This window comes from Sphingomonas yunnanensis (assembly GCF_019898765.1).
Taxonomy (GTDB): domain Bacteria; phylum Pseudomonadota; class Alphaproteobacteria; order Sphingomonadales; family Sphingomonadaceae; genus Sphingomonas; species Sphingomonas yunnanensis.
This window is the reverse complement of record NZ_JAIOKB010000001.1, coordinates 962,886-978,297: the sequence shown is the minus strand read 5'-3', so window position 1 is coordinate 978,297 and position 15,412 is coordinate 962,886. Positions and strand designations below refer to the sequence as shown.

Genomic DNA, 15,412 nt, shown 5'->3' with positions numbered 1-15,412 from the left:
AATGCCGCATGCCTTACCTAAAGGGGCGTATTTTCTTGTCTTTTCCTGTTCGTCGTTCGCGCCTGCTGCTCGCTTCCGCGGGTCTGGCGTTGGGCTGTGCGGCCGCTTCGGCGCAGATGCAGAAGCCCGGCACGGCGCCCGCGCGGGGGCCTGACTCACCTAAGCCAGCCGACGCGGCGCCCGCTCCCGACAGCGCGCCGATCGTACCCGAGGCCGAGTTCGACGCCGCGCTGCCCGCCTTGTCGGGCGATCTCAACGCTCCGCTCGAGCCGATGCCGGCCGATGCCGCGCCGCCCGCGCCGACTCCGGCCGACGCGGCGCAGGCTCCGGCGCAGGCGGCGGCGCAGCAGCCGATCACGCCCGGCGCGCTGCCGGCCGCGCCGCCCGAGGACCCGCAGCTCGCGCGACCGCTCGAGCCGCTCTCCAGCTTCAACACCGAGCCGCTGCGGGCCGTCGCCGACCCAGCGCGCGGCGACCAGCCCGACGTGCGCTATGCCAGCGAAGTGCAGGGGCTCGACCCACTCGGTCTCACCGACGAGTTCGACTCGCTCTCCGCGCTCAAGAAGGGCGGCGGCAAGGCGGACAACGCCACCCAGGTCTCGGCGCGGGCGCGCGAGGACGAGCAGCTCGCGCTGCGGCTGATGAAGTCGCTCGGCTATTACGACGGCACCGCGGTGGCGACGGTGGAGACCGTGGCGGGCACGCCGGCGAGATTGCGCGCGCTAGTCACTGCCTCCCCGGGTCAGCAGTACAAGCTCGGCAGTGTGACGGTGAAGGCGGGCGAGACCCAGCCGTCCGAGCTCGTGCGCCGTGAGCTGCCGCTCCGGGTCGGCGACCCGATCGAGGCGGCACGGATCCAGGGCGCCGAGGCCAACGTAAGCCTGCGCCTGCCCCAGCAGGGGTATCCTTTCGTCAAGCTGAGCGAGCGCGACGTGCTGCTCGACGAGCAGACCGGCAAGGGCGACTATACGCTGCCCGTCGACACCGGCCCGCGTTCCTCCTTCGGCATGCTGCGCACCGAGGGCGATCCGGTGTTCGACCTCAAGCACCTCAACGTCTTCCCGCGTTTCGACCAGGGGCAGCTCTACGACGCGCGACTCACCGACGACCTGCGCGAGGCGCTGGTCGCGACGGGGCTGTTCAACGGCGTCGGGGTCGAGCCGGTGCGCACCGGCGTCACCGCGGCAGACGGGACCGAGCAGGTCGACCTGCTGGTGCGGCAGACGCGCGGGCCGGCGAAGAGCCTGTCGGGCTCGGTCGGCTTCAACACCGGCGAGGGCGTCAAGGCCGAGGCCAATTTCACCAACCGCAACCGCTTCTCGCCCGAGGGTGCGCTGATCCTCGGCGTGATCGCGGGCACGCAGCAGCAGGGCCTCTCGGTCGGATTGCGGCGCCAGAACGCGGGCAAGCGCGATCGTACCGTCAGCCTGCTCGCGAGCGCCAACCACTCCAGCTACGACGCGTTCGACGCCTTCACCGGCACGCTGTCGGGCCGGGTGAGCTACGACTCGACGCCGATCTGGCAGAAGAAATTCACCTACGCTTATGGTTTCGAGCTGGTTGGCACCAACGAGAGCGTGTTCGACTTCGACAAGTTCGACCGCGACCGCCGGACCTACGGCGTCGTCGCGCTGCCGGGACAGGTGCTGTTCGACACGTCGGACGACCTGCTCAACCCGACCCGCGGTTATCGCCTGAAGCTCAATCTCAGCCCCGAGGTGTCCGTGTCGGGCCAGACCAAGCCCTATGCGCGCACTTTGATTGAGGGCACGGCCTATTATCCCGTGAGCGACAGCCTGGTGATCGCGGGCCGCGCCCGCGCGGGCGGCATCTTCGGCATCGCGCGCGACGATATCGCGCCGTCGCGGCGCTATTACGGCGGCGGCGGCGGCTCGGTGCGCGGCTACGGCTTCCAGCGGCTCGGGCCGCTCGAGCCGGTCGCCTCGCTCACCCCGGACTCGAGCGGCAACGTCGACCGTGCCGACCTGCGCCCGCTCGGCGGCCGCAGCATCAACGAGTTCGCGCTCGAGGCGCGCTACCGCTTCGGCAATTTCGGGATCGTGCCTTTCGTCGACGCGGGCAACGCCTATGAGAGCAGCCTGCCCAAGGGCAGCGACCTGCGCATCGGCGCCGGCATCGGCGGTCGCTTCTACACCAATTTCGGGCCGCTGCGCGTCGACGTCGCGACCCCGCTCAACCCGCGCGAAGGGGACGGCAAGATCGCGCTCTACATCTCGATCGGACAGGCATTCTGATGGCCGAGGACACGCTCCCGACCGCCGGCGAGACCGTCGTCGTCCGCCGCCCTCTGTGGCAGCGCGTGCTCAAGTGGGTCGGCATCGCGATCGCGGCGCTGGTGCTGCTCGTCGTCGCGATCGTGCTGGGGATCAACACCGATCCCGGCCGCCGCTTCGTCGCCGATAAGATCGGCGGCTACACCACCGCCTCGGGTCTCAACATCAAAGTCGGCCGGATCGACGGATCGCTGTACGGCCAGCTCCGGCTCAGCGACGTGCGCGTCAGCGATCCCAAGGGCGTGTTCCTGACCTCGCCGCGGCTCGACCTCGACTGGCGGCCGTTCGCCTTCGCCCGCAACCACGTCGACGTGCGCAGCGTCTCGGCCGAGCTGATCACGCTGCGGCGCAATCCCGAGCTCAAGCCGACGCCGACCACGCCCGAGGACGAGAACGCGCCGCTGCTGCCCGATCTCGACATCGACATCGACCGGCTCCACGTCGCGCGCTTCGTGATGGAGCCGCCAGTCGCCGGAGCGCGCCACGTCGCGCGCTTCGACGGGCAGGCGCATATCGCCGATCGCCGCGCGCAGCTCGTCGTCGACGCGGCGACGCTGCGCGCCCCCGGCGTCGCCGGTGGCGACGTCGCGCGGGTGCGGCTCGACGCGGTGCCCGACGACGACAAGCTCGACCTCGACGTGCGGCTCACCGCGCCTGCCAACGGCGCGGTGGCGCAGCTCGCCGGGCTCAAGGCGCCGCTCACGGCCACACTCGGGGGCAAAGGCAGCTGGACGTCGTGGCAGGGGCGCCTGCTCGCCAGCCTGGGCGGCGGCGAGCTCGCCAACCTCGCCATCACCGCGCGCGACGGCCATATTGAGGTACGCGGGCCGACGCGGCCTGGCCTTTACATCGAGGGACCGGTGGAGCGGCTGACTGCGCCGGCGCTGAACGTCGCCGCCGACGTGACGCTCGCCGAGCGGCGCGCCGACACGCGGGTCAAGCTGGCCTCGCAGGCGCTCGCGGTCGACGCGGGCGGGCTCATCGATCTTGCGAACAGCCGCTTCGGCAATTTCGCGGTCGATGCCAAGCTGCTGACGCCGGGCGCGATCATGCCGGGTGTGAGTGGGCGCGACGTGCTCGCGCGCGTGGTGCTCAACGGCGCCTTCGCGACTCCCACGGTGGACTATAAGATCCGCGCCGCCGCGCTCGGCTTCCAGCAGACCTCGGTGCAGGGCCTGTACGCCGAGGGGCTGGCGCGGGTGAACAGCGATCGCATCCTGGTGCCGGTGCACGCGCGCGCGCGCCGCATCGCCGGGCTCAACGCCGCGCTCGGCGGGCTCACGACCAACGCGCGGATCGACGGCGATCTCGCCATCGCCATGCCCAACATCCTGTCCGACAACCTCCGGATCCGCTCGGACACGATCGACGCCACCGCGATCATCGCTGCCAACACCGCCACCGGCCGCTACACCGGCGGGCTGCAGGGCCGCGTCAACAATTTCCGCGTCGACAGCGTCGGCGTGGTCAACGTCCAGACCGACGCCAAGCTCGTGCCTGGGCCGAACGGCGGGTTCGGCATCACCGGCCGCGTCGCGCTCCAGACCAAGCAGCTGTTCAACGCGGGTGTCCGCGACTTCCTCGGCGGCAACGCGGTGATGAGCACGCGGTTCGGCTACTCGCCGACCGGCGTGGTGACGTTCCAGAGCCTGTCGCTCAACGCGCCGCAGTTCCGCGTCACGCGCGGGCAGGGTCGCTTCGATCCCGCCAACGGCGCGCTGCTGGTCGATGCCGACGCTTACTCGAACCAGTACGGCCCGCTGTACGCGCGCGTGACCGGCTCCTCCACCGCGCCGATCGTGCGGCTGCGCGCGCCGCGGCCGGGCGTCGGGATCGGCCTCGCCAACCTCGACGCGCGCGTCGTGGGCCGCGGCGGCGCCTATCAGGTCAACGCCAGCGGCGGCACGAACTACGGCGCCTTCACCGCCGACGTGCTGGTCACGCCGGGCAACCAACTCGCGGTCGACATCCGCCGCGTGCTGTTCGCCGGCATCGACTTCGCCGGCCGCGTCGTCCAGACCGCCGCGGGTCCCTTCGCGGGGCAGGTGCGCTTCGCCGGCAACGGGCTGAACGGCAACGTCGCGCTCGGCGCGCAGGGCAAATATCAGCGCGCGAGCGTCAACGCGCGGGCGGCGGGCGCGACGATCCCGGGCATGGCCGGCTTCAGCATCGGCCGAGCGATCGTCACCGCCGACGCGGTGCTCTACGACAAGCCGCAGATCGTCGCGGACGCGCAGGTCGCCAACCTGCGCTACGGCGCGACCCTGCTCCAGACCGGTCGAGTCAAGGTGAACTATCGCGACGGCGCGGGCACCGCGCAGGCGCTGTTCAACGGCTCCAACGGCGTGCCCTTCCGCCTCGCGGTCAACTCGCGCCTGTCGCCCAGCCTCTACCTGGTCGCGCTGAGCGGTGCGGCGAACAACGTGGGCTTCCGCACCGCGCAGCCGGCACGGATCGTGCCCGCGAACGGTGGCTATCAGCTGGAGCCGGCGCGACTCGACTTCGACAAGGGTTCGGTGCGGCTCGCCGGCCGCTTCGGCGGCGGCGCGACCCAGGCGCAGATGCGGCTCGACCGCCTCGACCTGTCGCTGATCAGCGCGCTCGTGCCCAACCTCGGCGTCAACGGCCAGGCGACCGGCAGCCTCGACTATGTCCAGGACAAGGGCGAGGCCGTCCCGCGCGCGGATGCCCGGCTCAACGTCACCAACTTCACGCGATCGAGCCTGGTCGCGGTGTCGGAGCCGGTGGACGTCGTCTTCCAGGGGCGGCTGTCGAGCGCGGCGGGTGAGGGACGCGCGCTGATCAAGCGCGCCGGCACGCCGGTCGGGCGGCTGGTGGCGACACTCACGCCCTCGGGCAGCGGCAGCTGGTCGACGCGGCTGATGCAGGGGCCGCTCGGCGGCGGGATCCGCTACAACGGGCCCGCGGGCGTGCTGTTCAGCTTCGCCGGCCTGGCGCAGCAGCAGCTGACCGGGCCGATGGCCATCGCGGCCGATTTCGGCGGCACCGTCTCGGCGCCGCGCGTGATCGGCCTGATCCGTGCCGACAACCTCACCTATGACAACGAGGCCTATGGCACGCGCCTGACCAACATGAAGATCGCCGCGCGGTTCAACAACGACCGGCTCGAGCTGCAGCAGCTGCAGGCGCGCGCCGGGCAGGGAACGGTGCAGGCACAGGGCAATGTCGGGCTCGCCGCGGCGCAGGGCTTCCCGCTCGACCTCCGCGTGGCGATGCGCGACGCGCAGCTGGCGCGCTCCGACGCGCTCGGCGCCACCGCCAGCGGTGATCTTCGCATCCAGAACAGCGCAAGTGGCGGGCTGATCAGCGGTCAGATCAACGTGCCCAACGCGCGCTACGAGATCATCCGCCAGGGCGCCGCCGAGGTGCCCGAGCTCACCGGCGTGCGCAAGAAGAGCGAGGTCCTCGCCCAGCAGGCCGCCGCGGCCGCGGCCAAGGCGGCGGGCCAGGCGCCCGCGCCCGCGTCGCCGCCGGGCCTGTTCAAGCTCGACCTGCGCGTGCGCGCCGACAACCAGCTCTACGTCTCGGGCATGGGCCTGGAGAGCGAGTGGCAGATGGACATGCGCATCGGCGGCACCTCGGCGGCACCCGTGATCAACGGCGGACTCGACCTGGTACGCGGTACGTACTCGTTCGCCGGCAAGCGCTTCGAGGTGGAGCGCGGGCAGGTGCGCTTCCGCGGCGGCGCGCTGACCGATCCGGACATCAACATCCTGGCGACCACCACCAACGACAATGTCACCTTCAACATCGCGATCACCGGCACCGGCCAGCGCCCTCAGATCGCCTTCACCTCGACGCCCTCGCTGCCGCAGGACGAGGTGCTGAGCCGGTTGCTGTTCGGGACCAACCCGGAGAATCTCTCGGCGACCGAGGCGATCCAGCTGGCCAGCGCGCTCAACTCGCTGCGCGGCTCGGGCGGCGGGCTCAACCCGCTCGGCAAGCTGCGCTCGGCCACCGGCTTCGACCGGCTGCGCATCCTCGGCGCGGACGAGGCGAGCGGCCGCGGCTCGGCGCTGGCGGCGGGCAAGTATCTGACCGACGACATCTACGTCGAGATCGTCACCGACGCGCGCGGCTTCACCGCGACCCAGCTGACGATCGCGCTGACCAAAGCGATCAGCGTGCTGTCGCAGGCGGGGTCGTTCGGCGGATCGAACGTGCAGCTGCGCTACTCGCGCGACTTCTAGCGCCGGGGGGTGGGGCGGCGTGGGCGCGCGCTCTTTCGCCATCCCACCCACCGGCGTCATCCTCGTCTTGTTTCGGGATCCACCGTGCCGCACCCTCAGGCGTCGGGGCGCCTGCCGTACCGTGGATCCTGAAACGAGCTCAGGATGACTCCAGAGAGCGGGAGAGGCGCGGTGGATCGATACGACGTCATCATCATCGGCGCCGGCCTGTCGGGTATCGGTGCGGCCTGCCAGCTGCGGCGGCGGCTACCCGACCGGCGTTTCCTGATCCTCGAGGCGCGGGACGCGATCGGTGGCACCTGGGACCTGTTCCGCTACCCCGGCGTCCGCTCGGACTCGGACATGCATACGCTCGGCTACGCCTTCCGTCCCTGGCGCGCCGCCGAGGCGATCGCAGACGGGCCCGCGATCCGCACCTATATCGAGGAGACCGCGCGCGAGGAGGGCGTCACCGAGCACATCCGCTTCGGTCATCGCGTCATCGCGGCCGATTGGTCGAGCGGCGAGTCGCGTTGGACGCTCACGGTCGAGCGCGAGGGCGCAGGACCGCTCTCGCTCGCCTGCGACTGGCTCCACGCCTGCACCGGCTATTACGCCTACGACCGTGCGCACCGGCCCGCCCTCGCCGGGGAGAGCGAGTTCACGGGCACGATCGTCCACCCGCAATTCTGGCCCGAGCGGCTCGACTATAAAGGCCGTCGCGTCGCGGTGATCGGCAGCGGCGCCACCGCGGTCACGCTGGTACCCGCACTCGCGCGCACAGCGGCGCATGTCACGATGGTGCAGCGCTCGCCGAGCTACGTCGTGTCGAGACCGGCGCGCGACCGCGTCGCCGACCGCCTGCGCGACGTGCTTCCGGAACGCGCCGCTTATGCCGCCACGCGCTGGAAGAACGTGCTGCTCGGCCAGTTCTTCTACCGCTTGGCGAGGAGGCGGCCGCGTGGGGTCGCGCGGCGACTGATCGCGATGGTGCGGCACGAGCTCGGCGCCGATTATGACGTCGCGACCCATTTCACCCCGCGCTACGATCCCTGGGACCAGCGACTCTGCCTTGTCCCGGACGGTGATCTCTTCGCCGCGCTGCGCGAGGGGCGCGCCAGCGTCGCCACCGGAACCATCGACCGTCTCACCCGCGACGGCCTGCTGCTCGCGGACGGCACCCTTGTCCGGGCTGACATCGTCGTGACCGCCACCGGCCTCGAGATTCTACTGCTCGGCGGCGTCACTCTGTCCCGGGACGGGACGATCATCGATCCCGCCGCGTCGCTGCAATATAGGGGGATGATGCTGTCGGACGTACCGAACTTCAGCTTCGCGTTCGGCTACACCAACGCCTCCTGGACGCTCAAGGCGGACCTGGTGGCTGCCTACCTGTGTCGGCTGCTCGGCGCGATGCGACGGCGCGGCGCGGCGAGTGCGACGCCGCGGGTGGGATCCGACAGCGTCAGGGACGTGCCGTTCGCGGAACTGAGTTCGGGCTATATCCAGCGCGCCTTATCGGCGCTGCCGCGGCAAGGGCACCGGCGGCCGTGGCGGCTCAACCAGAGTTACGCGCTCGACGTGCTCGCGCTGCGCTTGGGGTCGGTCGCTCAGGAAATTGACTTTACCGCAGCCGATCACCGGCCGACGGCAAAGAAGTGAGTCCACGCATTACTAAGGCCCGGCGGCGGAGCGGTAGTCGCGCCGCGCGCCGGGCGTATGAACTGCTTACCAGGGCTTGATGGTGGTGCCGACGAGGCCGACCAGCGCGAGAACGAAAGCGAGCATCGTGCTTCTCCGATTACCAGGGCTTGATGGTGGTGCCGACGAAGCCGACCAGCGCGAGAATGAAAGCGAACATCGGGCTCTCCGATTACCAGGGCTTGATGGTGGTGCCGACGAAGCCGACCAGCGCGAGAACGAATGCGAGCATCGATCTACTCCCGATTACCAGGGCTTGATGGTGGTGCCGACGAAACCGATCAGCGCGAGAACGAATGCGAACATGGGTCTTCTCCCTATTTATTGCTCAACCCCCCCGAAGGGTAACGCGCAGGTAACGCTTTTTTCACCACGTCTCAACGCCATTAACCTGCAGTTAACCCAAAGTGGGACGTATCTAAGTCATTCATTAAGCTGCGAGGCCTAGGGTGGCTCCGGAATGGACATGCCTTGCTCCCCTGTGACGTCCGGGCCGGACGACGCGACGCGCGACCGTCAGCCCGTCGCCTTTGCTCGTCGCGGCGAACTGCTCGCGCGAGTTCGCGACTTCGCCGCGGTGCGACGGTCGCTCGGCGCCAGTTCGGCGGGGGAGCTTGCCGTACTGACGGCGGCACGCCTGGCGGATACGCTGCCGCTGGCGTGCGTCGCCGCAGTAGGGCAGGATGTCATACGGGTTAGGTGCGGTGGCGCGCTCGACGAGGTGGAGCATGTTTCGACGGCAGTGCGGGCCTTCTTCGATCCGGCGGACGAGCGGTGCGACGATGCCGCGCGTCTCGGTTGGGCGGTGGGCAGCGCTGTCGCGGCGCCGGAGGTCGACGACGTGACACTGGCGGAGACCAGCGAGGCTGCCCTGGCACAGGCGCTGACGTCGGGCGGCGGCGAGACCGTCGGTGCCGCGCTGGTAGCCGGCGAGGATCTGGCGAGCGAACTCGACCGCGCGCTCGCCGAGGATGAGATGGAGCTGTTCTACCAGCCCAAGCTCCACGTCCGCCAGCAGGTGATCAAGAGCGCGGAGGCGCTGATCCGCTGGCGTCATCCGAGCCGGGGACTGATCCCGCCCGCCGACTTCATCCCGCTGGCGGAGGAGCGCCGCCGTGTCGGACCGCTCACGCTATGGACGGTGCGCCGCGCCATCCAGGATCAACGGCGGCTGCGCAGGCTCGGTCACGACGTGCGCATCTTCATCAACATATCGGGTCAGGTGCTGGCCGACGCCGCCTTCGCCGAGGCCGTGTGCCACTATATTGCAGCTGCCCCGGACGCTCGGCTGGGCTTCGAGATAACCGAGACCGCGGTGATCCGCGATCCAGAGGGCGCGATCGCGAACCTGCAGCGCTTCGCCGCGATCGGCATCACCGTCTCGATCGACGACTACGGCGCCGGCCTGTCGAGCCTCGCCTATCTGAAGCAGCTGCCCGCGCGCGAGCTGAAGATCGATAAATTGTTCATCACCGGCATCACCAGCTCGCATCGGGACCCGCTGATCGTCCGCTCCACCATCGACCTCGCGCATGCGCTCGACATGGAGGTGGTCGCCGAGGGGGTGGAGACGCACGCCGCGCTGGCGCTGCTCTCGGTGATGGGGTGCGACATGGTGCAGGGCTACGTGCTCAGTCGGCCCGTAGAGCTGGAGACGCTCGCGAGTTTCCTCGCGGAGGAGCGACACCATCGCGCCTCCGCCGACACGCGCGCGTCCTTCACGCGACTCAGCGCGACGTGGAAGCGCGCCTGATCCGCCGGCTCGCGGGCGCCGTCCTCGCGGTCACGCTCGTGGCGTCGCCGCTGCGCGCGGCGCCGCCGTCGACCGATGCGACCGTCGAGCAGATGCGGCAGCAGATGCTCGTGGATCCGCGTGGCGCCATCGCGCTGGCGGAGCGATCGCGAGCGCGACCCGATGCCGCCACCGTGCCGGCCGAGTGGACCCGCGCCGCGACTCTGACGTGGCTGGAGGCTGAGGCGTTCACCCGGATCGGCGAGCCGGAGCGCGCGCTCCAACTGCTCACTCAGGCGCAGCGCCAGGCCGGGGTGGCGGACGCACGCTCCCACCTCACAGCCGACATCCTGCTCTCGCAGGGCAGTGCACTGACCGACGCGGGCCGCATCACTGAGGCATTACCCGTGCTTCAGCGCGCGCATGAGCGCTTCGTCGCGTTGCACGACCCACGCAGCCAGGCCAAGGCGCTGACGCTGATCGCGCTGCTCTATCGAAGTGCCAGCGACTATCCCACGGCGCTGCGGTATTTCTCCCAGGCATCGGAGCGATATGGCGCGGATCCTGGGCTTACCGTCGCGATCGAGAACGGCCGCGGGCAGGCACTGTCGGCACTCGGCCGCTTCGACGAGGCCGAGGGGTCGTTCCGCCGTGCGATGCAGGCCGCCGCGACGCTGCGCAGTCAGTTCGCGCTGGCGCAGGCGCTCAGCAGTATCGCCGAGGCGCAGCTCCGACTGAGGCAGCCGGCGCGGGCCGAGGCCAACATTCGTCGCGGGTTGGCGCTCACGCGAGAGGAGTCGGCCGCGGTGCAGCGCCCGCAACTGCTCGCCCTCTCGGCCGACGCCGCGCTGCAGCTGGGTGATCTACCCCGCGCGCGCGCCCTGATCGCGCAGCGTTTCGCCGGCGTCGATCCCGAGAGCACGCTGATCGCCGACCGTGACGTGCACGATATCGCGTATCGCATCTATGTCGCGAGCGGCGACTCCGCCGCGGCGCTGACGCAGTTGCGCGCGGTCAAGCGGCTCGACGACCAGGCGACCGAGATCGCGCGCTCGAACAGCGTCGCGCTCGCCGCGGCGCGTTTCGATTACGCCAATCAGGAGCTGCGGATCGCGCGGCTCAAAGCGGCCGACCTCGCCAAGTCGGTGGCGTTCGAGCGTCAGACCGCGCGCACGCAGCGGGTGCTGCTCTACGGCACCGTCGCCGGCACGCTGCTGATCATCGCGCTGCTCGCGATCGGCCTGTTCACGATCCGGCGCAGCCGCAACGAGGTCCGCGCCGCCAACGCCGATCTCGCCGCGAGCAACAGCGAGCTCGCCAAGGCACTGCGCGCCAAGACCGAGTTCCTCGCCACCACCAGCCACGAGATCCGCACCCCGCTCAACGGTATCCTCGGCATGACGCAGGTCATGATCGCCGACGCGAAGCTCGATCCGATGACCCGCGACCGGCTCGGCATCGTCCATGGCGCGGGCGTGACGATGCGCGCGCTGGTCGACGACATCCTCGACGTCGCGAAGATCGAGACCGGGCGTATGACGATTGAGACCGTGCCGCTAGACCTGCGCGCGGTGCTCGCCGAATCGACCCGGCTGTGGCGCGACCCGGCGCGCGCCAAGGGGCTGGCGTTCGACGTGGACGCCGATGCGGCACCGCACTGGATCATGGGAGACCCCGCGCGGCTGCGGCAGATCGTCTTCAACCTGCTGTCGAACGCAGTGAAGTTCACGCCTGCGGGGCATGTGACGCTGCACGTCGCGGTCGCGGGCGAGCGGCTGCGCGTCACGGTGGCGGATAGTGGTATCGGCATCGCCGCCGAGGCGCAGGAACTGATCTTCGAGTCGTTCCGCCAGGCCGACGCGGGAACGACCCGCCAGTTCGGCGGCACGGGTCTGGGACTGGCGATCTGCCGCAACCTGGCGCGCGCGATGGGCGGGGACGTCTCCGTGACGAGCCGGCTCGAGGAGGGCGCCACGTTCGTGCTCGACCTGCCCTACATCGCCGCGCAGGGCGTGGAAGAGCCGGTCGAGGCGATCGCGCTGGTAGTGATCGAGCGCAACCCAATCACGCGAGCGATGTACAAGACCTTATTCGACGGACAGGGTCCGATCCTCTTCGCCGACGGCGACGAGGCGCCGGCGGCCGTCGCGCGCGCGCGGCCCGCTCGGGTGTTGGTCGATGCCGCGTCGCTCTCGACCACTGACTTATCCGCGCAGCTGGCAGCGATCGGTGCGGCGGCGGAGGGCGCCCCCGTGGCGCTGCTCGCCACCGCCGAGGTAACCGCGCGACGTGGCGAATGGGCCTCGTCAATCACCCAGGTTATCGAGAAACCGATAGCCAAGAAAGCCTTGGTCGCGGCAGTGCTGAGCATGCCTCGCGTGACGGTGCGCGACGCCGCATGATGTGCTAGGACGATTGTGAAAGAAGAAGCCGGGTCGCGTTGCCGACGGGGGAGGGGGTCTCGGAAGTGACGGCGTTGACGGCTCTGTTCATCGAGGACGACCGGATGAACCGGCGCGTCGTTCGCGACATGCTCGACGTCGCCGGCGTCGCCATGGTCGAGGCGGAGAGCGCGGAGCTCGGCCTCGAGCTGATCGATCGCGACGATTTCGACGTGATCCTGGTCGACCTCCGCATGCCCGGCATGGACGGGATCACCGCGATCCGCCACATCCGCGCACGGGGCGATGTCAAGGCGCGGCTGCCCATCATCGTCGTCACCGCCGATACCGCGGTGGACCTGCGACAGCGTTGTCTCGAGGCGGGCGCGGACGACGTTATCTTCAAGCCGGTGGCGATGGACGCTCTGTTCGACTCGATGGGCCGGCTGCTCGCTGAGGACGACGACGACGAGCTGATCTGAGCCGGCCTGTTGGGCGAGACGGTCACGGGGCTCGACTGCTACCGACCCTTCGTCCTCCTGAACTCGTTTCAGGATTGGCCCGCCCGCTAGCGCCTCGATGTCAGAGCGCGCGGACGCATGGATCCTGAAGCAAATGCAGGAGGACGCTCAACGAAGATCTGCGCGATCGTTGTGGAGTTCCTGTTAGCAGGAGAGCACGTCACTCCCCCGACGCGCGCTCGCCGCCCCCGCGCAGAGCCGCCGCCAGCGACGCGCTCGCGCTGCCGCGCCGCGCGGGCTGGGGCTGGTCGGGGGACGGCGCCCAGCCAGTGAGGAAGACCAGGTCGAAGCGCTCGCGCACGCGATCGTCCGCGTCGGCGCGCGCGGCGAAGGCGCCGGCGGCACGCGCCAGCGTGTCGCGGCGCAGCGGGTGGCGGTCGGCGAGCACGTTGTTCGAGGCCATGCCGCGCAGGTCGTCGAGCAGCCGGCCGAGACCGCCATAGCCGACACTGAGCGTCTCGACGTCTGCGACGGGCAGCGCGAACCCCGCCCGCACCAGGAGGTCGCCCGCCGAGCGCACGTCGACCAGGGGATGGAGCCGCGCCACGGCGGGTCCCTCCGCGCCGCGCAGCGCCGCGCGCAGCTGTGCCAGACTGCCACCGCCGACGAAGGCGCCGAGGAACAGCCCGTCGGGGCGGAGGCAGCGACGCGCCAGGGCGAGCGCACCCGGCAGGTCGTTGACGGTGTCGAGCGTGCCGGCGGTGACGACCAGGTCGAACGACTCGTCGGCGAAGGGAAGCCTGTCCTCGTCACCTTGCACGCCGCCCGCGACGCGCGCGAAGGCGAAGCCGGGATCGAGCCGCGCCACGCGAGCGCCCGGCGGGGGCACGAAGTCGCCGCGAAAGCAGCCGAGATCGAGCACGTCGGCGAAGTCGCGCTTCACCGCGTCGAGTCGATCGGCGATACCGTCGAGCATCGCCGCGCGCAGGAAATCGTGCGCACCGAAGTCGGCGGCAGCGCGGTCGCGGTGCCGGCGGCGCGCGGCGCGGTCGAAGATCTCGGGAGGCTGCATGGGTCGCCCGGCGGCTTGTGCCCGCTCGCGGCGTCGCCCACAAGCGCGACGTGCTCATGCGGCTGATCGATCAGGTGCTGCCGCCGCGCTGCCCCGGTTGCGGCGCGATCGTCTCGGCGCAGGGTCGGTTCTGTCCGGACTGCTGGGCGTCGCTCCATCTGCTCGGGCCGCCCTGGTGCGACTCGTGTCACCTGCCGCTCGCCGCTGCGGAAGGCGCGGGTGCGCGCTGCGACGACTGTCGCGCCGCGCCGCCGCGGCACGCCGGGGTCTGCGCCGCGGTCGCTTATGGCGAGGTGGCGCGCACGCTCGCGCTGCGGCTCAAACACGGCGGCCGTGCCGCTTACGCTGTGACGGCGGCGAAGCTGATGGCGCGCTGGGTGCCGGTAGGGGCGACGCTGCTGGTGCCGGTGCCGCTGCATCGCTGGCGCATGTGGTCGCGCGGTTACAACCAGGCCGCGCTGATCGCGGCGGCCGTCTCGCGGCTCAGCGGCGTGGCATGGCACGCTCGGCTGCTCGAGCGTCACCGCGCCACGCCGATGCTGCGCCAGCGAGGCGCCGGCGAGCGGCATCGCGCGGTGGCAGGCGCCTTCCGCGTGACCGAGCGCGGGCGCGCCCGACTCCTCGGGGCGCATGTGGTGCTGGTCGACGACGTCTACACCAGCGGTGCGACCGCCGACGCCTGTACCGTGACCCTGCTCGCTGCCGGTGCGGCTAGCGTATCGATCTTGGTCTGGGCGCGCGTGCTGCCGCGTACGGATTGACAGCGCGGGGACGCGACCACAACTAGGTGGCATGGCACGGGTCGAGATCTACACCAAGGCGTTCTGCCCTTATTGTTCGCGCGCGATGAACCTACTCGCGAAGAAGGGCGTGTCGGTCGAGGAGACCGACATCGGGGTCCAGCGCGACAAGCGCGCCGAGATGATCGCGCGCGCCTCGGGGCGCTCGACGGTGCCGCAGATTTTCATCGACGGCGTCCATGTCGGCGGCTCCGACGATCTCGCCGCGCTGGAGCGCGCGGGCAAGCTCGACGTGATGCTCGCCGCCTGAGCGGCGCGTGATCGTCTTCGATCTTCGCTGCGCCCGGGCACATGTGTTCGAGGCGTGGTTTTCCTCCTCCTCGGCGTTCGAGGAACAGCGCGAGCGTCGCCTCGTCAGCTGCCCTCTGTGCGGTGGGACCGACGTCGAGAAAGCGGTGATGGCGCCCAACGTCAGCGCCAAGAGCAATCGCGCTCTCGCGACGGCGCCGTCCGAGACGTCGACCGAGGCGCTCCTGAAGCTGGCGGCATTCCAGGCGGAGCTGCTCCGACGGTCACGCTGGGTCGGCAGCGACTTCGCCACCGAGGCGCGCGCGATGCACGAGGGCGAGCGGCCCGAGGGGCCGATCCACGGTCAGGCGAGCGCGGCCGAGGTCAGCGAGCTGGTAGAGGAGGGTGTGCCGATCGCGCCGCTGCTCTTCCCCGTGGCACCGCCCGATCAGATCAATTAAAGCGCGGCAGCGCCGAGATAATCCAAGTCAGTCGCCTGTTGTTGAACGCTTTTCGGTCCGCGACGTTGATCCGCTTACGTGCCTCAGGGCGC

General features: G+C 70.3%; 10 protein-coding genes. 9 read left to right on the top strand and 1 reads right to left on the bottom strand.

Annotated elements, in window-relative coordinates:
- The first annotated feature begins 116 nt into the window (after positions 1–116).
- From K7957_RS04715 to K7957_RS04690, 6 genes are all read left to right on the top strand, one after another.
- Positions 117–2,255 (top strand): autotransporter assembly complex protein TamA, encoded by a 2,139-nt coding sequence (locus tag K7957_RS04715; protein ID WP_223010770.1) that lies wholly within the window; start codon positions 117–119, stop codon positions 2,253–2,255.
- Complete coding sequence (locus K7957_RS04710) at positions 2,255–6,505, top strand: translocation/assembly module TamB domain-containing protein (protein ID WP_223010769.1); 4,251 nt, start codon at positions 2,255–2,257, stop codon at positions 6,503–6,505. Before K7957_RS04715 ends, K7957_RS04710 begins: the two co-directional genes overlap by 1 nt.
- A 144-nt stretch (positions 6,506–6,649) precedes the next feature.
- Positions 6,650–8,146, top strand: a complete 1,497-nt coding sequence (locus tag K7957_RS04705) for a flavin-containing monooxygenase (protein ID WP_223010768.1) — start codon at positions 6,650–6,652, stop codon at positions 8,144–8,146.
- 505 nt (positions 8,147–8,651) lie between these two features.
- Positions 8,652–9,938, top strand: a complete 1,287-nt coding sequence (locus tag K7957_RS04700) for an EAL domain-containing protein (RefSeq protein WP_223010767.1) — start codon at positions 8,652–8,654, stop codon at positions 9,936–9,938.
- Complete coding sequence (locus tag K7957_RS04695) at positions 9,923–12,319, top strand: ATP-binding protein (protein ID WP_223010766.1); 2,397 nt, start codon at positions 9,923–9,925, stop codon at positions 12,317–12,319. Before K7957_RS04700 ends, K7957_RS04695 begins: the two co-directional genes overlap by 16 nt.
- Before the next feature lie 74 nt (positions 12,320–12,393).
- Entirely contained in the window at positions 12,394–12,780 is a 387-nt protein-coding gene (locus K7957_RS04690; protein WP_223010765.1) for a response regulator, read from the top strand.
- A gap of 199 nt (positions 12,781–12,979) precedes the next feature.
- Here the strand turns inward: K7957_RS04690 and K7957_RS04685 are convergent, their stop codons facing one another.
- Positions 12,980–13,831 (bottom strand): class I SAM-dependent methyltransferase, encoded by an 852-nt coding sequence (locus K7957_RS04685; protein WP_223010764.1) that lies wholly within the window; start codon positions 13,829–13,831, stop codon positions 12,980–12,982.
- Positions 13,832–13,887: 56 nt separating this feature from the next.
- On the opposite strand from K7957_RS04685, the gene K7957_RS04680 reads away from it, so the two are divergent.
- Genes K7957_RS04680 through K7957_RS04670 form a run of 3 tightly spaced genes read left to right on the top strand, consistent with a single transcriptional unit; the run spans position 13,888 to position 15,320 of the window.
- On the top strand, positions 13,888–14,592 hold the full coding sequence (locus K7957_RS04680; protein ID WP_223010763.1) for a ComF family protein: 705 nt from the start codon (positions 13,888–13,890) through the stop codon (positions 14,590–14,592).
- Positions 14,593–14,623: 31 nt separating this feature from the next.
- Entirely contained in the window at positions 14,624–14,881 is a 258-nt protein-coding gene (gene grxC, locus K7957_RS04675) for a glutaredoxin 3 (RefSeq protein ID WP_223010762.1), read from the top strand.
- A gap of 7 nt (positions 14,882–14,888) precedes the next feature.
- Positions 14,889–15,320: a DUF1178 family protein gene (locus K7957_RS04670; protein WP_223010761.1), complete on the top strand. Its 432-nt coding sequence runs from the start codon at positions 14,889–14,891 to the stop codon at positions 15,318–15,320.
- The last annotated feature ends 92 nt before the right edge of the window (positions 15,321–15,412 follow it).